At 37.7% G+C, this 19281-nt stretch carries 16 protein-coding genes; 11 read left to right on the top strand and 5 right to left on the bottom strand.

Annotated elements, in window-relative coordinates:
• Window positions 1–74: 74 nt before the first annotated feature.
• The gene (locus tag C4S38_RS05335) at window positions 75–668 is read right to left on the bottom strand and encodes a lipocalin-like domain-containing protein (RefSeq protein ID WP_103982853.1); all 594 of its coding nucleotides are present in this window, start codon (window positions 666–668) and stop codon (window positions 75–77) included.
• A gap of 27 nt (window positions 669–695) precedes the next feature.
• On the bottom strand, window positions 696–3428 hold the full coding sequence (locus C4S38_RS05330; protein ID WP_103982852.1) for a T9SS type A sorting domain-containing protein: 2733 nt from the start codon (window positions 3426–3428) through the stop codon (window positions 696–698).
• 266 nt (window positions 3429–3694) lie between these two features.
• Here C4S38_RS05330 and C4S38_RS05325 point away from each other — a divergent pair, with 266 nt between their 5' ends.
• The 4 genes from C4S38_RS05325 (at window position 3695) to C4S38_RS05310 (ending at window position 7442) form a co-directional block, all read left to right on the top strand.
• Window positions 3695–5413 carry a tetratricopeptide repeat protein gene (locus tag C4S38_RS05325; protein ID WP_103982919.1) on the top strand — a complete coding sequence of 573 codons (1719 nt, stop codon included), beginning with the start codon at window positions 3695–3697 and terminating at the stop codon, window positions 5411–5413.
• 174 nt (window positions 5414–5587) lie between these two features.
• A complete protein-coding gene (locus tag C4S38_RS05320) occupies window positions 5588–5947 on the top strand; it encodes a DUF3244 domain-containing protein (RefSeq protein WP_103982851.1) in 360 nt (119 codons plus the stop codon).
• A gap of 286 nt (window positions 5948–6233) precedes the next feature.
• Complete coding sequence (locus C4S38_RS05315) at window positions 6234–6914, top strand: porin family protein (protein WP_103982850.1); 681 nt, start codon at window positions 6234–6236, stop codon at window positions 6912–6914.
• A 75-nt stretch (window positions 6915–6989) separates the two neighbouring features.
• Entirely contained in the window at window positions 6990–7442 is a 453-nt protein-coding gene (locus C4S38_RS05310) for a porin family protein (protein WP_146059451.1), read from the top strand.
• A 75-nt stretch (window positions 7443–7517) separates the two neighbouring features.
• On the opposite strand, the gene C4S38_RS05305 is transcribed toward C4S38_RS05310, so the two are convergent.
• Window positions 7518–8597, bottom strand: a complete 1080-nt coding sequence (locus C4S38_RS05305) for an acyltransferase (protein WP_103982848.1) — start codon at window positions 8595–8597, stop codon at window positions 7518–7520.
• A 177-nt stretch (window positions 8598–8774) separates the two neighbouring features.
• On the opposite strand from C4S38_RS05305, the gene C4S38_RS05300 reads away from it, so the two are divergent.
• The gene (locus tag C4S38_RS05300; protein WP_103982847.1) at window positions 8775–10043 is read left to right on the top strand and encodes a Gfo/Idh/MocA family protein; all 1269 of its coding nucleotides are present in this window, start codon (window positions 8775–8777) and stop codon (window positions 10041–10043) included.
• A gap of 108 nt (window positions 10044–10151) precedes the next feature.
• Here C4S38_RS05300 and C4S38_RS05295 read toward each other — a convergent pair whose 3' ends face one another.
• Window positions 10152–11831 carry a SulP family inorganic anion transporter gene (locus C4S38_RS05295; RefSeq protein WP_103982846.1) on the bottom strand — a complete coding sequence of 560 codons (1680 nt, stop codon included), beginning with the start codon at window positions 11829–11831 and terminating at the stop codon, window positions 10152–10154.
• Window positions 11832–12005: 174 nt separating this feature from the next.
• Between C4S38_RS05295 and rbr the strand changes: the two genes are divergently transcribed.
• Window positions 12006–12584 carry a rubrerythrin gene (gene rbr, locus C4S38_RS05290; RefSeq protein WP_099464799.1) on the top strand — a complete coding sequence of 193 codons (579 nt, stop codon included), beginning with the start codon at window positions 12006–12008 and terminating at the stop codon, window positions 12582–12584.
• A 154-nt stretch (window positions 12585–12738) separates the two neighbouring features.
• Here rbr and nadB read toward each other — a convergent pair whose 3' ends face one another.
• A complete protein-coding gene (gene nadB / locus C4S38_RS05285; RefSeq protein ID WP_103982845.1) occupies window positions 12739–14316 on the bottom strand; it encodes an L-aspartate oxidase in 1578 nt (525 codons plus the stop codon).
• A gap of 155 nt (window positions 14317–14471) precedes the next feature.
• On the opposite strand from nadB, the gene C4S38_RS05280 reads away from it, so the two are divergent.
• The 5 genes from C4S38_RS05280 (at window position 14472) to C4S38_RS05260 (ending at window position 19253) form a co-directional block, all read left to right on the top strand.
• Window positions 14472–15179: a TapB family protein gene (locus tag C4S38_RS05280; protein WP_103982844.1), complete on the top strand. Its 708-nt coding sequence runs from the start codon at window positions 14472–14474 to the stop codon at window positions 15177–15179.
• A gap of 143 nt (window positions 15180–15322) precedes the next feature.
• Window positions 15323–15739 (top strand): hypothetical protein, encoded by a 417-nt coding sequence (locus tag C4S38_RS05275; RefSeq protein ID WP_103982843.1) that lies wholly within the window; start codon window positions 15323–15325, stop codon window positions 15737–15739.
• A gap of 36 nt (window positions 15740–15775) precedes the next feature.
• The gene (locus C4S38_RS05270; protein ID WP_103982842.1) at window positions 15776–16192 is read left to right on the top strand and encodes a PH domain-containing protein; all 417 of its coding nucleotides are present in this window, start codon (window positions 15776–15778) and stop codon (window positions 16190–16192) included.
• Between the two features lie 56 nt (window positions 16193–16248).
• Window positions 16249–17595 (top strand): dihydrolipoyl dehydrogenase, encoded by a 1347-nt coding sequence (gene lpdA, locus C4S38_RS05265; RefSeq protein ID WP_103982841.1) that lies wholly within the window; start codon window positions 16249–16251, stop codon window positions 17593–17595.
• Between the two features lie 308 nt (window positions 17596–17903).
• Window positions 17904–19253, top strand: coding sequence for a threonine/serine exporter family protein (locus tag C4S38_RS05260; protein WP_103982918.1), 1350 nt, complete (start codon window positions 17904–17906; stop codon window positions 19251–19253).
• Window positions 19254–19281 lie beyond the last annotated feature (28 nt).

The raw sequence follows: 19281 nt of genomic DNA, 5'->3' as shown, positions 1-19281 counted from the left end.
GTTTTTTGTTCTTTTAGGCAACTGTCTTTATAGCCAATAATAAAAACTATTATTGGCTATGTATGGAATATAGTTTACTCTTCTTTTTCTCTGCTTAAACGCCATGCTATTGCTCCGTTTTGTGATAAAACGAGCGAATCCGCATCAATTTTATCTATTGATAAAGTATCGATGCCATTAAAAGTCATTCTGTTTCCTATGCTTTTGTAATTCAATTGCAGATGCATTCCATCCAGACTCCATCCGTTAATATCCAAAGTAGCCATATTTACGCTTTGAGCTGTTCCGTCCTGATTTAGCGTAAAACCTTGTACTTCCTGTGCATTAATTGGGTTTGGTTCTACCCACGTACCTTGTATGTAGTAATAAGGAGAATGCCTCAGTATTGTTAACCCGGTTGCAGTTAATACTTTTGTACCATCCATATCTTTTTCAATACATGTGACTTTTACGGAATCATCAATTAATACACCCGGAACTTTTTCGGGGCTTGTATCCATTGTGCTGATATCTACAGTACTTCCATCGGAAGTAGTCAGTACGATATTGTTCATACTGGCATCAAGAACAGTCCCGTTTATGGTTTTAGACTCGGTGTTTTGTTTACATGCTGTCATGCTAAACACTGATGCAATAATGATTGATGCAATACAAATGTTCTTTTTCATATTTTATAAATATTAATATGTATTGATTTACCGTCTTTTTGCTGCTTGTATAATTTTTATATCATTGTTTGTATGAATTTTAAAGATATATATGCCCGGAGCAAACGAGCCGGTATAAATAACTTCTTCAGGATTTTTTATCTGTTTTACAACTTTACCGTCGGCCGAAATTATTTCGATCAATGTAACCTGTTGTGCATTGTTTATTCTTACCTGTTCATTAAATATGAGAGGCACTATGTTTACAGCATTATTGCCTGCATCTTCGATACTTACGTTTATTTCATTTTCTGCATTTGTTAAAACACTTTCATCGTTTTCATTATAAACGGCAGAAACGGAATAAGTATGTTTTCCTAAAGGGACATTTTTATCCAGATATTCTGTCCCGGTTATAAACGTTCTGTTTAGTTTTATTTGGTCGCGATAGACATTATATCCGGTGACTTCCGGAAAAGCAGCAACCGGATTGCTGCGTAGCTTATCATTTGATAAGCTACCTTCTTCGGAAGTAACGACTGCTGCAACAACAAAATTGGCATCGAAAACGGTACTTCCGCTTCCTTCGGGAAGATATAGATATTCCCATTTTTTTCCATCGTAAGATATAACATTCCCTTTACCGCTTATGGCAGGGCCTTTGTCTGCGTAAGCCGGATATTCTTTTTCTTTGTAATTTTCGGCATAGATAGTGACATACAAATTTTTAGTGGCATCTATTACATACGGAGTTTTTAATGTAATTGTGTTTGTCTGTTTGTATTGAGGATTACTGACCTTTTGTTGATATTTGTTTTCCATTTCTCCCTGGAAAATAAGTATGGAGTAAGTTCCTGCAAGAGGTGTAAATTTGACGGCTGTAAGCTTTTTGTTATTAAAAGGTGCCAAATCGTTTGCATCCCATGTTTGTCCGAAATAGAACGGATTACCTTTCAATCCGATTGATACGAAATTTGTATTGCTTCCCCAGAATATGGTTTGCTGGTATAAAGGAGCTTTCCAACTTACTAATACCGTATTTTCGGCCGTTTCTTTTGCAATTACATTTGTAGGGCCTTTATAATCGGTAATTAAAATAGTAGCATTGGTAGTGCCCGATTCTTTTCCATCCGTATATATGCCCGAAACTCCATAAATTTGGGAACCTGTTTCAAAAGATTCGTCTGTATATGTAGTTGAAGTTGTGTAGTCTAATAATATGTTGTTTCTGTAAATAGCATATTTTTCAATATCCGAAGCATTCTCAGGTGCTTTCCATTTCAGTGTAACTGTCTTATTATTGTACGTAAGAGTTAAATCGGTAGGGCTTAGTTTGTTTTGGGATGCATAACGTCCGGCTAGTTGTGTTACTCCTTTATTGATAGGATCCAACCAAATATCCATGCGGGTTGTATCCGAACCGGGGAATTTATTCCAGTGGTAAAATAATTTGCCATAAATATTACTGCCGTCCGGTTTATCGTTGCAGTTTGAATCTCCTCCGGTCAGGGTACCTACAATCAGTTTATTCTGATTAAACAACGGAGATCCGGACGAACCTCCGGCAGTTACACTTTGACCATTGTTTGTTGCATCAAAAATAACGTTCCAATGTGCATTGTTATACCCTCTTACACCATTTATATCGTTCCAGGTTATTGTTTTGGCAGGAGATTTGAATGTCGATATTTTTTTATAATCGCCATTGGGATGATGTATACCAACACCGGATTGAGCCGCTTTATCGCTTCTGTCCCATCCATTGTAATACACATTGTAACTTTCCGGAATGGATTGATTCAGTTTCAATAATAAACCGTCGGAACCTCCGCTGGTGGGAGTAGAAGCTACTTTTATACATCCGGTCATTGTATTAGGCCTATAAGCAATCGATAAGTTTGTACATTGAGTACGTTCATATCCAAAATAGAACAACCATTGACTGTAATCATCTTTACTGGCTGATACGTTAGATTCTGACTGGCTGCAATGAAATGCCGATAAAACGTAAGGGGTCAGATCTTCTTTTGTATTATTTACCAACGAACCGGAACATATGTAAGAGCTTTTTCCTATTCTCTGGATCATTTTGCAGACACCTTCTTTTTCGGCTTGCCAGGCGTCTCCTTCTTCACAATTAATGTTTACCATGCAATCGTTCGAAGCATTTTTCAATGAAGACGTTTTAGTTATATATAAGTGGTTATAGCCATAACCGATAGATTCGATATTAATACGAGGTTGTTCGGCATTGTTTGCTGCAGGTACATATTCCAGCACAATGTCATCACCCGCTATAAATTCGGTAGCAAATTTTTGTGTCGAAGGATTTGTTGTAGATGTATATGCTCCCAATACCTGTGTCTTATCTGTATTATAAATGAATAATTTACCTCCTTCTGGAATATAGAAATCGTTGTAGTATAGCATAATTGCTATAGCACCTTCTGCTTGTATGCGGAGTTGCCATACTGTTTGATTATCGGTCAGAGAAATTTGGTTTCCGTCTTTAATTATATCGAGATTGGCATCTATAAGTTTAGCTACGCGTAAAGGTGCACCCTGGCTTACTTGCCATTCATCTACAATTTTCAAATCTTCAACGCTAAAATTAACGGGTACTTCAACAGCAGCCAATGTATTTTTCAGGGTGTTTTGGCTATTAAAGCTGGGCGGTAGTCCGCCTTCGCTGATTTGTGCATTAACAGTAGAAATACCTATAATAAAGGAATATAAAATACTCATTGGAAGAGTAAGAAAGAGAAAGTGCTTTTTATTCATCTTACTATAACTTAATATATATTTGTTTTCTATATGGCCAATATCCCGTAATCCGGTTTAAAAGACGTTTCATCCAAATAGTTGTAAACTAGTTTAGAAACAGATATCAAAGATACATGAATTTTTTTCTACAATTTACATGTATCGGAAAATTTCATACTTATGATTTAGAAAAATCATCGTTATAATTTGAAAAAATCATTACGATGAAATGTTATTGTCGTAATTTTAGTTCTATATTTACCAACAATCTAAACGAACGCCAAATGAAATGCATTATAAGCATATTATTGCTAACCTTATTGTTATTTTCTGCCGGATGTAAAGACGAAACTGCCGCGAAAAAAATAATTATTCAAGCCGAGTCATTATATAAATCCGATCCCGACAGTGCGTACGCCTTGTTGAATACAATAGAGCTTCCTGATCTGCTAAGTGAAAAATTGCTTGCCCGTTGGTGCATGATATATGGGCAGGTAGCCGATACGTTGGGTGAAGAAATGCCTTATACCACTCAGCTAACGCGTGCCTTGTCTTATTATAAAAAGCATGGAACACGGAAACAACAAGCCGAAATAGGTCTGTATCTGGGTCGTTCGTATGTTGAAGACAAAGAATACGAAGATGCAATGAAAGCTTATATACCTGCATTAGAAATGGCTTTGCGGGCTAAAGACTATAACCAGGCAGGATATATTTGCAGCTATATGGGGGATTTGTATGATCTGAAAGGAACCTATTCATTAGGAAAAGATAAATATGAAGAGGCTTCATATTATTTTGCGAAAGCAGGCAATAAACGAAGTCAGGCTTTTGCTTTACGTGACGTTGGGTGTATGTATGCTTTTTCTGATTCTTGTATGTTGGCTTTGAATTATCTATTGAAGGCAGATACAATTGTAAGGAACTTAAATGATACGGCAGCTATTTCTGCTATAAGTAACGGATTGGGCAATGTGTATGGAATGTTAGGTGATTTAGAATTAGCCGAAAAATACCTGATGCAGGCAATCCGGTTGGATAGTGTTGATAATGCTCCTAATTATTTGTCATTGGCAAGCTTATACCGCGAAGAAGGAAATTATGAGAAAGCTCGTGAATATTTAAAGAAAGCGGAGATTCCGACATTAAATAAATATACTCCGATAGGAATATATTATCAGTATTATTTGGTAGAAAAGGCGGATAATTGTCCTGAGAAAGCACTTGCTTATTTGGAAAAACATTATGAGGTAACCGATTCTGCTGAAAGTATACAAGAAAAGATGAATATATATAAGGTAGAAAAGGAATATAATCATCTGAAAATATCTATGGAAAATATGAATTTACGCTCGGAGAAGCAGCGATTATTTATATTGGTCATACTGTTTGTGTTGTTTTCTTTATGTTCGTTATTTATATACTATATAAGAATTAATCAAAAAAATAGGAAGTTGAATAAACAGCAATTAGATTTACAACAAAAAGATATTATTTTATTACGATTAAAAGAAGATTTGCAATTCAAGCAAAAAGAATTGCATAAAATAATAACTAATAGGCAAACAAAAGAAAATAGTAATTTAGAATTAAAATATAAACAGAAACAAAACGAAATAGAAACACTTACACAACGAATAGAATTGCAACAAGAAGAACTGTTGTTTTCTTCTTCTATCGGAAAAAAGATATTAAAACTATCTAAGGGAGTCTGTCCCGGGAAAGATAAATCACCTCTTACTGAAAAAGATTGGCAAGCTATCTTTTCAATAGTCGATGAAATTTATCCATCAGTAAAAGATCATTTGTCAAATGTCAATATTACAGACTCTGAGCGCAATTATTCCTATCTCTCTATATTTAGGCTTGATACAAATGGAGAAGCTATACTGTTGCACATAAATCCTGAGTCAGTTAGTAAACGTCGCCAACGTGTGCGTCGGGCACTTGGAATAATAGGTCAAAATCTTGATTTGTGTACTTTTTTAAAGAATGCACAATAAACATCTTATTATTAATGTGATATAGTTATTTACTGACCTAGTCTTGTCCTATCTAAATACTGCTAATATTTTGATAATCAATCTTATCTTGTCCTATCTAAAGTATACCTTTTTTTATTTATTTTCTTTTATAGCTTTTACTTTTGTTCCAAAATTATAACATTGAAAGAAAATATGAAAGCTTTTAGATTTTTATTGGTTGCCATTTCATTATTGTGTGTAATTCCTTGTTTTGGAAAACGGGTTAGATTGAATGGAAATTGGGATAGAAAGCAGAAGTCCATTGGAATTGATATTCCCATTACTGCTACAGTAGATGAAAACATGAAAGAGCTATCCTTACAGTTTAATAGAAATATAGGATTGGTATATGTGACTATTTATAGCCTTTCAGAAGAAGTAATATATTATGAAGTGTTAGATGCGATTGAATTTTCTTCGTATACAATACAACTAGATAAGAAATTACAAGGTGAATATGTGATTTCTATATCAGATAATATGAATAATGTTTATGGATTGTTTGAATTTTAAATTTAAGAAAATGAAAAAGTTGAATGTGTTTTTTGCAGTGGCGATATTGTTGTATGTTACTGCATGTTCTAACGATGAGTTGGTAGATAATATACCAAATAAAAGCAGCAAGTATTCCATTTCAAAATGAAGATGATGAGATCGTACAGGTTATACTTGATAGAGATTTTATTAATTCTCAGTCAAATAGAGGAATTGGATTAATAAACCCTCCGGGAGAGTTAAGCGGATGGAGAACGTATGTTGAAAATGGAGTTTCGTATAATCTACCTATTATTGCAAGATAATGAAACAAAAATTTATATTCAGTATTTTACTGCTACTCGGAAGTTATACTATTGCTTTTGCCCAATTTTCATTTACTCCAAATGTAGGAATTTGTATTTCTGATATTTCAAACACACGAAATAGTCATGATTATATCAGTTATAATTTTGGTGTGGGTATTGATTATCATTTCAATCGTTGGGGAATAAGGAGTGGACTTTTTTTAAAAGAAAAAGGTACTTATAATATGGAAGGTGCTATAAATATTGATGAATATCCTGTCAATACAGACTTGGTTACAATGGATGCCAAATTGATGTATATGCAGCTTCCGGTATTAGCTTCTTATCGTTTGCCTATATATGATCATGTTGCTGTTCAGCTTAATGTTGGTCCTTATGTTGCATATGGATTGAAGGGTAAGTATAATTTGCAACGTATGGATGGAGAATATGGAATAAGTTCATCTCCCTTTGATCGGATTATTTTTGAAACAGAATCTTATGGAAAAAAAGATTTGTCTTCTTTTACTAAATGGGATTGGGGTATTAATGCTGGTGTTGAAATGAGTGTTTATCGTTTTAATATTGGTGTTTCTTATGAAATGGGGTTGAAGGATTTGTCTTCACATTTTCCTATAAAATATGACGGAAAGCAGCAGAATAGATCATGGAATATGTATGTTGGATTTACGATATGAACATAAATATGAATAAGTTAGTAATAAATTTATCAGTAAATCGTTTAATAAATACATCTTATTAAACAAATAATGATGAAGCGAGTATTTTTAATTTTATTCGCTGTTTTATCTATTCAGCTGGTAAAATCAATTGAATTAGAACCTCGTGCGGGTATTGGTGGAGTGTATGAGTGGGGATTGCATGCCGGTGCGTATGTTTCATTCCCGGTTTCTAATGTGTTTGCCATCCAAACAGGAGGATTGTTGTATAGTGGGGATAACTGGAAAAACTCTTCCTCCAAATGGAATATAGGCCTTAACATCCCTGTGTATGCTTCGTTTCGTTTGCCGGTTAGTGAGACAACAAACATAAGGCTGAGTGCAGGTCCTTATGTTGGAATTGCTTCACTCGGGCAACTAGGATTCTCTGCTGAAACGGGAGTGGAAGTAAAGAAGGTATATATAGGAGCTGCAATATTCCAGAACTGTCTGAACAAAAAAGATACTCAAGTTGGGATATCAGTAGGATATAAATTTGCTTTATAATTGGCTATTAGTCTTTATGTACTCCCTTCACACTCATTTGTCTTGGTTGGCAAATGATGTGAAGGGATTTTATGTTTATCCCAGAATGTATTTGTTTCCGGGGATATATGATAAAAGCTTAGAAACGATGCAGCAGGTTATAAAAGTAAATATTCCTATCAATAAGATGGAAACGGGAGTCGTGCAACTCTCATGAATGAGCTTATAAAAGAAATTCAGGATAAAGATATGCATTAGGTAAATGCCGTAACTTAACTGGGAGATAGTACGGATCGGTTTATACAACCATTCTTTATCGAATGAAATTTGCTTTAGTATAATGAAAATACCGAAAGTCATTAATGCGACAGGAGGAGTACAAAAACGCCAGGAAACTTCTATATAACCTAAATCTATTGACTCCAATGTTCTGTTGTAGAATGAGAAGAAGGCTAATCCGTAGCCGATAAGGAATGAAATTATTCCGATAAGCATACTTTTCTGCAAGCTCCAATTAATGTAAGTACGGATATAATGTGCCAAAACAAGATAACCTATATATCCTGAAAAATACCAGAACATGTGGAATTCATTCCAGAAACATTCCCCGTACCAACCATCCGTATATGTTGGTATGTAGTGATGGAGCGTGGTAAATGCCCATACGGCCAATACTGCTTGTTCTCCTCTCTTACTGGCTTGTTTCAACCAGGGCGAAAGGATCGGCATAAACATGTATAAACCGATCAACATATAGATGAACCAAAGGTGTCCGCTACTCATATTGAAATTCAATAACAGACGGGTAAGGCTTCCTTTCATATCTTCTGTAGTCATATCTCCGTATAATACGGGTACAGTCGCATATAATACTGACCAAATAATAAACGGAATAAGAACTCTGCTGAAACGACGTTTGAAGAAAGGGGCACCGCTTTCTTTCAAAGGTAACAGCAGGTAAGAAGAGGTCATTACAAACAAGGGAACGGCTGCACGCAAGGCACTGTCTATAAGACTTACCCAAAAACGATCGGTATCGTTTGCAATTGAACAGCCATTGGCTCCTACATAAAAAAACTCGCAGGCGTGTACCATGATCACCATAAAACACGCAAGTACTCTAAGATAGTCTAAAAAAACAATACGATTGTTTTGTAAAGGATTCGTAGTTAACATAAATATTACATTTTAAAAGAATTGAGATAATATTAAAAATAAAATACGGATGCAAAAATAGACAATAATTCGGATTATTTGAAAATCAAAACAAGCTTATGGTATCAGTCTGATCTGTTTTAGAATAAAATCCTGTATATTTGGCGAAAACTTCAATAATCTAATACTTAATATTCGATGGAGAAAAAAACAACTGTCCCCGTTACGGCCATTGTACTAGGAGCCAGCGGAAGAGGTAAATTGTATGGCGATTATTCACTTGAACATCCGGACGATCTTCAAATTGTCGGCATTGCCGAATTGGTGGAACTGCGCCGTAATATGTATAGGGATAAATATCACGTTCCTGCCGGAAACTGTGTAGCAACCTGGGAAGAAATGTTGAACCGCCCCAAGTTTGCAGATGCTGTGATTATAGCAACCCCAGACCATCTGCATTATGCTCCCTGCATGAAAGCGCTTGATTTAGGTTATGATATTCTTTTGGAAAAACCTATTGCCCAGACAGAAGAAGAATGCCGACGGCTGGTGGCATATGCCAAAGAGAAGGGAAAGATAGTAGGCCTGACACATGTTTTACGCTATTCTCCTTATTTCTTGATGCTGAAAGAGATGGTGTCGAGCAAGAGAATTGGTGAATTGGTAAGTATCCAGCATTTCGAACCGGTAGACCATGTGCACATGAGCCATTCGTATGTACGCGGAAGCTGGCGCGATTCGGAAGCAAGTACTCCGTTGGTTCTGGCCAAGTCGAGCCACGACCTTGATATACTTCACTGGATAATAGGTAAACCGTGTACAAAGGTGGCAGCTTTCGGCGACCTGGCACATTTCAAATCAGAGAAAGCTCCTGCAGGAGTTCCGGCCCGTTGTACGGATGGTTGTCCGGTAGAAGCAACTTGCCCTTATTCGGCATTAAAGATCTATTATCGTGATCGTACGTGGCTGTATGTATTTGATTTGCCTGAAGATTATGACGAACAAGGTAAGGTAATCCTTGAAAATCTGAAGAACGGCAATTACGGCAAATGTGTTTATCATTGCCAGAATAATCAACCGGACCATTATATGATGCTGATGGAGTTTGAAGGTGGTGTAACGGTCAACTTCTCTATCGAGGCATTTACTTCGTATAGCGGCCGCCGTACCCGTATCATGGGTACACATGGTGATATTGTCGGAGATATGGAATCGTTTACCCATACCGATTTCGCTTCCGGTGTCTCCAAGACATACCGGGCGGATGCTGTGGATGCGTTGAATTATGAAGGTGTAGGCCACGGTGGTGGTGATGCCGGAATGATACACGACTGGATAGAAGCCATTCGTAAACAAGACGCTTCCCTTATGAGTACGCCGCTCGACGAATCGTTGGAAAGCCATCTCATGGCGTTTGCTGCCGAACGGAGCCGTAAGGAAAACAAGGTAATTGCTGTAGAGCATTGATTCCGTTTTATGCCGATGAAAAAACTTCATCGGCATAAAACAAAATGACTGCTGTGATATATTCTGATTTTTTCCGGAAACCCGGAAAGAAAAGCCTTCCGGTATCTTTTATTTTTTTATAAAATCTTCCGCTCTCCTGATTGCTTCGTCTATATTGCTACAAATGTTTTCTGCTCCTATCCTGGCCTCAAAGCCGGATTTAATTAGGATGCGGTGTACTTGTTCGTTTACACCGGACAGAATTATATGTATATGTTCCGCCTGGGATAAACGTACAAGGCTTTCCAGGTTATGCAGCCCGGTAGAATCCATAAACGGAACTTTGCGCATGCGGATGATACGTACTTTTGGCTTGTCTCCTATGATTTGCATTACGTCATCAAACTTATTGGCTACACCAAAGAAGAAAGGACCATCTATTTCGTATGCTTCTACACCTTTGGGAAGAATCAATACTTCTTCGTCATGATGGATTTCCCCTTCGTCGGAAAGGTCTATACTGTCTGTTGCAACAGACACGCGGGTTGTTTCGGCCACCCGTCGCATGAAGAGCAGCATAGCGATAAGAAGGCCTATTTCGATGGCAATGGTAAGATCGAATATGACGGTTAGCAGAAAAGTTACTAACAATACGGAAACATCGCTCTTTGGATTTTTCATTAACGAACGGAATGTACGCCATTCGCTCATGTTATAAGAAACAATTATAAGTACGCCTGCCAGACAAGCCATTGGAATATGCTTTGTAAGCGGTCCCAGGAAAAGCAGGATCAGTAGTAATACAATGGCGTGAATGATGCCTGCTATGGGTGTCTTTCCTCCGTTGTTTATATTTGTCATAGTGCGGGCAATTGCTCCTGTTACGGGAATACCCCCGAATATAGGGACAATGACGTTGGCTGCTCCTTGGGCAATCAGTTCCGTATTGGAATTATGTTTGTCACCTGTTACTCCATCGGCAACCGTAGCCGAAAGCAAAGACTCTATTGCCCCGAGCAATGCAATTGTAAATGCGGAAGGGAGCAATAAATTAATCGTCTCCATATTAAAACGGATCGTTTCCGGCTGAGGCAACTGTGCCTGAATGGTGAACCTGTCTCCGATAGTTTCGATAGAAGTAATGCCAAAATGGCTTCGCAGGATATAAACAACTATTGTCATCGTGATAATAGCTACCAGCGATCCGGGTACTTTCTTAGATATTTTAGGAGTTAAAACAATAATGATAATACTTGCGACTCCTATCAATAAAGGCCATAAATTTATAGTATGGATAACTTCAAAATAAGCGATCCATTTGGAGATAAAATCGGCCGGAACCTTATCCATCGTAAGTCCGAACAAATCTTTCATCTGTGTAGTAAAGATAGTAAGGGCAATACCGCTGGTAAAGCCTACTACAATAGGGTAAGGAATAAATTTAATAACTGTCCCTAACTTGAATATGCCCATCAGAATAAGCAATATTCCGGCTATAACTGTTGCAATGGCCAACCCTTCAATACCGAAGTTTTGTATGATGCCATAAACAATAATGATAAATGCTCCTGTAGGTCCGCCAATCTGAATATTACTGCCGCCTAAAAAAGAGACGATAAATCCTCCTAAGATAGCTGTAATTATTCCTTTTTCAGGACTTACCCCCGATGCGATTCCGAATGCAATTGCTAAAGGGAGAGCTACAATACCAACAATGATGCCCGCCATGAAATCGGACATGAATTTTTCTTTCGAATAATTTTTCAGCGCGGTTAACAGTTTCGGCTGAAAATCGAATTTACTTGTCATTTTTCTTTCTGCCTGTTTAATAAAGCTGCAAAGATAGTTATAAATTTTATTTATGATCGTATAGATTTTATTTAGTAAACAAAATCATGCAATTATAAAACAAATGTATATATTTGAACTGTTTAATTACGGGGGTATTATCAGGGCTTACAATTCACAACATATATTAGCATTATGGAAAAAAGTATTAAAGGTACACGTACCGAACAGAATCTACTGAAATCATTTGCCGGAGAATCACAGGCAAGAAGTCGTTACACATTTTTTGCAAGTGTAGCTAAAAAAGAAGGTTACGAACAAATTGCAGGTGTATTTATGGAAACTGCAGAGCAGGAAAAAGAACATGCAAAGCGTTTCTTTAAATTCCTGGAGGGCGGAATGGTTGAAATTACAGCTTCTTACCCGGCAGGCGTTATTGCTACTACAGCAGAAAATCTGGCTGCAGCAGCTGCCGGCGAATATGAAGAATGGGCAGACCTTTATCCTGAATTTGCAAAAGTTGCAGACGAAGAAGGTTTTCCTGAAGTTGCAGTAGCTTTCCGTATGATCGCAAAAGTGGAAGCAGAACACGAAAAACGTTATCGCAAATTATTGGCTAATGTACAGGATGGCAAAGTTTTTGAAAAAGACTCACCTATTTTCTGGCAGTGCCGTAACTGTGGTTTTGTAATTGAAAGCAAAAAAGCTCCCCAGAAGTGTCCGGCTTGTTTGCATCCGCAAGCTTATTTTGAACCGATGAAACAGAATTATTAATTCAAAGTCTTATTTAAAAGATCCCGGTCATTTGTTGAAATCATCCCGATGGTTTTATTAAATGACCGGGATCTTTTTATTTTTACTTCCTTACTTATATTTCATCCGGTCAGGGACAAGGTTTTCCTGTTGTTTTTTATTTTAGAACGGATATTTAGCTTTTCTTTGTTGGTGGATAATCTAACGTATAATGTAGGCCACGGCTTTCTTTGCGATCGATAGCCTGACGCATGATCAGATACCCCACATTAATCATGTTACGCAGTTCACAGATATCTTTGGATGCAACGGAACGTTTAAATAAACTTTCTGTTTCTTCGTAGATAATATCCAGACGATCCCATGCACGTTTCAAACGAAGATCGGAACGAACGATACCTACGTATGTACTCATTATTTGTCCTACTTCTCTTATACTTTGGGTTATAAGTACCATTTCTTCGGGAGAACGGGTTCCTTCATCGTTCCAGGTTGGAATATCTTCCTGATAATTTAGTGAGTCAACAATACTTAAACTATGCTTTGCCGCTGCATCAGCATATACAACAGCTTCTATTAAAGAATTAGAAGCAAGTCGGTTTCCGCCATGCAAACCTGTGCACGAACATTCTCCGACAGCATAAAGCCTATTAATGGATGAACGGGCATCCAAATCTACTTTAATACCGCCGCATAAATAATGGGCCGCCGGTGCTACCGGAATATAGTCTTTGGTTATATCAATACCTAAGCTCAGGCATTTTTCGTAGATGTTAGGAAAATGTTTCTTTGTTTCTTCCGGATCTTTATGAGTTACATCCAGGTAAACATGGTCATCTCCACGGTTTTTCATTTCGTTGTCAATTGCACGGGCTACGATGTCGCGTGGAGCCAGGGAAAGGCGTTTATCGTATTTCTGCATAAATTCTTTTCCGTCTAATGTACGGAGCACACCGCCATATCCACGCATAGCTTCGGTGATTAAGAAAGACGGACGGTCGCCCGGATGATACAATGCCGTAGGATGGAATTGTACAAACTCCATATCCTTTACAGTTCCTTTGGCACGGTAAACCATAGCTATACCATCACCGGTTGCTACCATAGGATTAGTCGTAGTCTGATATACAGCTCCTATACCACCGGTAGCCATCAAGGTTATTTTAGACAGGAAAGTATCGATCTTTCCTGTTTTCAGATCCATGATATAGGCTCCATAGCATTGGATATCCGGTGTTTGACGGGTAACATTAACCCCCAGATGATGCTGGGTTAATATTTCAATGGCAAAATGATTTTCGAATACGGTAATATTCGGGTGCTGCTGAACTGCTTTTATCAAACTATCTTGTATCTCAGCTCCGGTATTGTCTTTGTGGTGGAGAATACGAAATTCTGAATGGCCTCCTTCCCTGTGCAGGTCGAAGTTTCCTTTTTCATCCTTGTCGAAATCTACTCCCCAACTGATAAGTTCTTTGATTTGTTGAGGCGCGTCTCGAACGACTTTCTCTACAGCACCCCGGTCGCTTAACCAGTCGCCGGCAATCATGGTGTCTTCAATATGCTTTTCGAAGTTGTCTACAATCAGGTTTGTAACAGAGGCTACACCTCCTTGTGCAAAATATGTATTGGCTTCTTCAAGGCCGGATTTACAAACAAGGGCTACTTTTTTTCCTTTACTCGCAACTTTAAGCGCGAAACTCATTCCGGCAATACCGGAACCTATTACTAAGAAATCAAATCGTTGTACCATCGTCCATATTGTTTAGGCTCACAAAGTTAGAAATTAACTCAGGATAAGGCGCCTTTTCTTTGGATATTTTAAACTTATGGCTTTGAACATTCGCTCTCTTTTTGTGTTCTATAACCGTCATGTGACTAGTAATTAATCATTTAATATATTGTAGTATGAATGTAAAAGTATTATTCGCCACTTTATTTTCAATGCTTGGAGCAGGAACAATAATGGCTCAGGATTGTACATTTTTCTTTCCCCAGACACAAGGAACTGTTCTGGTGCGTAAAGGATATGATGCAAAAGGAAATTTACAAACTATAATGACTTATAAAGTAGATGAAGTCGAAGCGATTCCTTCGGGTACGCAGGTAGAGGCTGATTATGTATTTACAAACCCTGCCGGAACAGTTGTAAACAAAGGGGATGTGGAGGCTTATTGCCAGAATGGTGAGTTCTTTATGGATATGAAACAGGTTTTGTCATATCCTGGAGTGGTTTCAGAAATGAATACGGATGTGGATATTACTGATAATTTTGTGAATTACCCAAATACGTTTGTCCCAAGTTTCAATAGCGACGATGTGTACATGGATAATGCTTCGGTAAAGATATACGATAAAAAGAACCGCAAAGACCGTCGTGATGTCAATATTTACGATCGCGAATACATGACTAACGAAAGCATTACTACTCCTGCCGGAACATTCGACTGTGCAAAAGTAAAATATAAAATGAACAGCCGTTCGCCAAAAAGCAAAGAGGTAATTACTGGTTACGGATATGAATGGTATGCTCCTAACGTTGGTTTGGTGCGTACCGAACAGTACGATAAAAACAATGTTCTCCAATCTTATACTGTCCTGGAAGAATTAAAATAAAGGTGACTTACAATCTTACGTTGTATAAACCGGTTTAAGTGGATACGCTGTTGCTGAAAAGTGACAGCGTATTTTCGTATAGCCTTTCAAATCGTATGGCCGTAAAAGTGTTACTGGGATATTGAAACTGAAGAGCTGAAAATATGGAAGGTTTGCTGACATTTTATATTAAACTATACTTGAATGTTCCGTTTCAGATATCCAGGAAACATAAAGATTCATCTGGAGAAGAATATATCAAACACAATTGGGAAAGAAAGAATGTATATGGCGTAGGCGCCGGATATGACTATAATATACCTATTTATTCTCATCTTTCCGGCTTTATAGGTATCGGTTTTAAATATACCCATTTTAAGAATAAGGTATCTGGAAGTGCAAATTCAACTGACAAATTGCCTTCTGATTTTCAAACTAAAGCGTATTGGGAATCTTCTGTCAATAAAAATGCTTATTCCTTATTACCCTCAGTTGGTATTCGCTATTCAATAGGCCATTGGGAAGCTGAAGTAAAATATAAGTTGTATTTGCCAGCCTGTTTATTTATAGGCTTTATATGAATCTTTTTCGTTACCTTGCGCCAAATTTGAGGAAAGATGGATAGAGTATTTAAATCAAAAGTTGGTTGGTGGTTTCATTTGGGACTGTTAATTATAATAGCCGTTTGCATCAGGGCGTTTCTGAGTACGAATGTTGCCGGTATGATTGTCGGATTGTTAACTTGTATGTTATTAATACACATGTTGCTTAATACGTGGTATAAAATAACGGAAGACGGACAACTGGTAGTACATTGCAGCATTTTTCCCGAAAAACGTATTGCTGTTTCGGATATAACAGCCGTAGAGACAACTGTGATGCCGGTTTCCAGTTATGCTCTTTCTCTTGACCGCCTTATTATTTATAAAAACGGTTTCCAATGGATGCTGGTTTCTCCAACTAATAAAAAAGAATTTCTAAAATTACTTCGCAAACATAATCCTGATATACAGATCAAGGAGCCTGTGATATAAATCATTTGCATTGCTGAAAGTTAATCCTAATATAAAACTTAATTAAATCTGAAAACATGAAATACGATGTTGCCATAATCGGTGGAGGTCCTGCCGGTTATACGGCTGCCGGAGAAGCGGCTGCAGCGGGTCTTTCTACCGTTCTTTTCGAAAAGAACGCACTGGGAGGTGTTTGTTTGAATGAAGGATGTGTTCCTACAAAAACACTCCTTTATTCGGCTAAAATGTATGATACGATCAAACATGCTTCCAAGTATGCCGTATCTGCTGAAAATCCTTCTTTTGACTTTCCGAAAATAATTGCCCGCAAAAATAAAGTAGTTAAGAAACTGACAGCCGGTATTCGTATGAAGATGACCGGGCATGGAGTTGTTATGGTTGCAGGTGAAGCTGAAATAAAAGGTCGTGCAACTGATGGAACGATTACTATTCTTTGCGGCGAAGATACTTTTGAAGCAACTAATCTGTTAATATGCACGGGTTCTGAAACGGTTATTCCTCCTATTCCCGGGTTGTCTGAAACAGAGTACTGGACAAGTCGTGAGGCGTTGTTATCCAAAGAACTTCCTGCTTCATTGGTCATTATAGGAGGTGGAGTTATCGGTATGGAGTTTGCTTCCTTCTTCAACAGTATGGGTACGGAAGTGCACGTAGTTGAAATGTTGGATAAAATACTTGGTCCGATGGATCGGGAGTTGTCTGAAATGCTACAGGCCGAATATGTAAAACGTGGCATTAAATTCTATTTGAGTCATAAAGTAACAGGTGTACATGGTACGGAAGTTTCTGTTGAAAAAGATGGCGAAACTTTTACATTACATGGCGATAAAGTATTACTAAGTGTGGGGCGTCGTCCGGTGACAAAAGGTTTCGGGCTGGAAACATTAGACGTTGAGCCGTTCCGTAATGGTATTAAAGTAAACCAATATATGCAGACTTCTTTACCGAATGTATATGCGTGTGGCGATATTACGGCATTTTCTTTGTTGGCTCATACGGCAGTGAGCGAAGCAGAAGTTGCAATTAAACATATCTTGGGGAAGGCTGGGGAAGGCATGAGTTACAAGGCCATACCTGGTGTTGTTTATACTAATCCTGAGATTGCAGGTGTAGGTAAGACCGAAGAAGAAGTGCGGTCGGAAGGTATATCTTATATAATAAAAAAGATTCCAATGTCATTTTCCGGCCGTTTTGTAGCAGAAAATGAAATGGGTAATGGTGTTTGCAAATTAGTGCTTCTGGAAGATGAAACGATAGTTGGTGCCCATTTATTAGGTAATCCGGCTTCCGAGTTGATTGTGATTGCCGGTATAGCTATTGAAAAAGGTATGAAGGCCGAAGAATTGAAGTCTATCGTATTCCCTCATCCTACCGTAGGAGAAATAATAAAAGAAGCTTTATAATTTCATCCCGATCTTTTTTGCAAATCATCCCGATCTTTTTTTTAAATCATCGGGATGATTTGTTTTTGGCTTCGATATAAAAAATAGGTTCTTATGTTTTCCTCTTTGTAATCGGCTTCCGAAAAATTCCTATATTTGCTTCCGAATTGATGCCTTGTTTTTATTAGGAAAGACCTTTTACTGCTGGCCGTCTGGCCGGAAAGGTTTATATCTTCGTGGATTAGGACGCAAATGCAAAAAGATTATAGAATTTTTCAAAAAAACATGATGATAAGTCTTTGTAAGATTAAGATAAGATATAGATGAAGATGGAAAGTGATTCTTTGAATGACCAAGAAGTATTTTTATTACGGCGTAAACTAGATCTTTTGCTTCGTACTGGAAAATTACTTATGGAAAGTGCAGCCGACACAAACCGTGTTGAACGGAATATGAAGCGTGTAGCTGCTTTTATGGGTATTCCTGAAGAAAAATTGCATTTGGATATCCGGTGGACGATGATTATTGTAAATGTGAGTGATGACAGGCATTCATTTTCCAAATTCCAGAAATGTGAAAAACATGGTATTAATATGACTACGATTTCACAGGTTAGTAAGTTATCGTGGCATGCAATAGAACATGATTATTCTTTGGATAAATATGAAGAAGAATTGGAAAAAATAGCCTGTCAACCCCGGAATTACACACCCTATCTGGTAGCTATCGGCGCAGGTTTTGCATGTGGAGGCTTTTGTAAATTATTTGGTTGCGACTGGATTGCTTTTCTTTTTGCCTCTATATGTGCTTTTATCGGATTCCGAATACGTGCGCGTTGTATAGAATTTGGTATTAATGTTTACATGAGTATCGCTATTGCAGCCTTTGTTTCTACTTGCCTGGCTTATGCTTCTTCTTATTCCGGATTGTCCGATACACCTTGTCATCCGTTATTAGCTTGTGCCTTGTTTATTGTGCCGGGAGTTCCTTTGATTAATTTTGTGGATGATATGATAGATAATCATTTGCTGGTAGGCATCACACGTGCTGCAAATACAGCTATGATGGTGATGGCAATGACTTTCGGTATTGCTTTTGCAATGCGTATATTGGTAATGAATGATGTTGCAATAGATCATAAATTCAGTGAATTAAGTATGGTCCCTCACGACCCGTATTATATTTATGCAATTGCGGCAGCTATTTCGGCCATGGGATTTTCTATGATATTCAATATACAAAGGCGTTTGTTATGGGTGGTGGCAGTAGGAGGCATCATTGCCGTATGTACACGCAATTTTGTAAATTTTGAATTGGGATATGGTCCTGTAATCGGCTCATTTATGGGTAGTTTTGTGGTTAGCCTTATTGCGGTAAAGGCTGTCCATTGGTTTCATGTGCCTAATCATGTATTGACTATCCCTTCGGTGATTCCAATGATTCCGGGAGTATTGATGTACCGTTCTTTATTGGCATTCATTAATTTACATGGAGTTGTAGGCGAAGTGACCAACGCTTTTTTTAATGGTATTAATTCTGCACTTATCATTCTTTGTATTTCGCTTGGCGTGGCCGTACCCAATATTTTTGCCCGTCGCTATATTGCTAAAGATCGTCAATGCCATTTGCAGGAAGAATTGGAAAAGCGCCGTATGCGTGGCAAATTTATTGAATGGTAGGATTGTATTCCACTTTATTTCATAAAGA

Origin of the sequence: Parabacteroides chinchillae, from assembly GCF_900108035.1 — a bacterium.
In the GTDB taxonomy this organism is placed as follows: Bacteria; Bacteroidota; Bacteroidia; order Bacteroidales; family Tannerellaceae; genus Parabacteroides; species Parabacteroides chinchillae.
Note: the sequence above shows the minus strand (reverse complement) of the source record. Positions and strands in the feature narration are given on the sequence as shown.

Coding starts and splice junctions, on each gene's coding strand:
- lpdA (WP_103982841.1), top strand. CDS start 16,249: ATGAAATACGATGTTGCCATAATCGGTGGAGGTCCTGCCGGTTATACG.
- C4S38_RS05330 (WP_103982852.1), bottom strand. CDS start 3,428: ATGAATAAAAAGCACTTTCTCTTTCTTACTCTTCCAATGAGTATTTTA.
- C4S38_RS05295 (WP_103982846.1), bottom strand. CDS start 11,831: ATGACAAGTAAATTCGATTTTCAGCCGAAACTGTTAACCGCGCTGAAA.
- C4S38_RS05315 (WP_103982850.1), top strand. CDS start 6,234: ATGAAACAAAAATTTATATTCAGTATTTTACTGCTACTCGGAAGTTAT.
- C4S38_RS05280 (WP_103982844.1), top strand. CDS start 14,472: ATGAATGTAAAAGTATTATTCGCCACTTTATTTTCAATGCTTGGAGCA.
- C4S38_RS05275 (WP_103982843.1), top strand. CDS start 15,323: ATGGAAGGTTTGCTGACATTTTATATTAAACTATACTTGAATGTTCCG.
- C4S38_RS05300 (WP_103982847.1), top strand. CDS start 8,775: ATGGAGAAAAAAACAACTGTCCCCGTTACGGCCATTGTACTAGGAGCC.
- C4S38_RS05260 (WP_103982918.1), top strand. CDS start 17,904: ATGGAAAGTGATTCTTTGAATGACCAAGAAGTATTTTTATTACGGCGT.
- C4S38_RS05325 (WP_103982919.1), top strand. CDS start 3,695: ATGAAATGCATTATAAGCATATTATTGCTAACCTTATTGTTATTTTCT.
- C4S38_RS05320 (WP_103982851.1), top strand. CDS start 5,588: ATGAAAGCTTTTAGATTTTTATTGGTTGCCATTTCATTATTGTGTGTA.
- C4S38_RS05305 (WP_103982848.1), bottom strand. CDS start 8,597: ATGTTAACTACGAATCCTTTACAAAACAATCGTATTGTTTTTTTAGAC.
- C4S38_RS05310 (WP_146059451.1), top strand. CDS start 6,990: ATGAAGCGAGTATTTTTAATTTTATTCGCTGTTTTATCTATTCAGCTG.
- C4S38_RS05270 (WP_103982842.1), top strand. CDS start 15,776: ATGGATAGAGTATTTAAATCAAAAGTTGGTTGGTGGTTTCATTTGGGA.
- C4S38_RS05335 (WP_103982853.1), bottom strand. CDS start 668: ATGAAAAAGAACATTTGTATTGCATCAATCATTATTGCATCAGTGTTT.
- nadB (WP_103982845.1), bottom strand. CDS start 14,316: ATGGTACAACGATTTGATTTCTTAGTAATAGGTTCCGGTATTGCCGGA.
- rbr (WP_099464799.1), top strand. CDS start 12,006: ATGGAAAAAAGTATTAAAGGTACACGTACCGAACAGAATCTACTGAAA.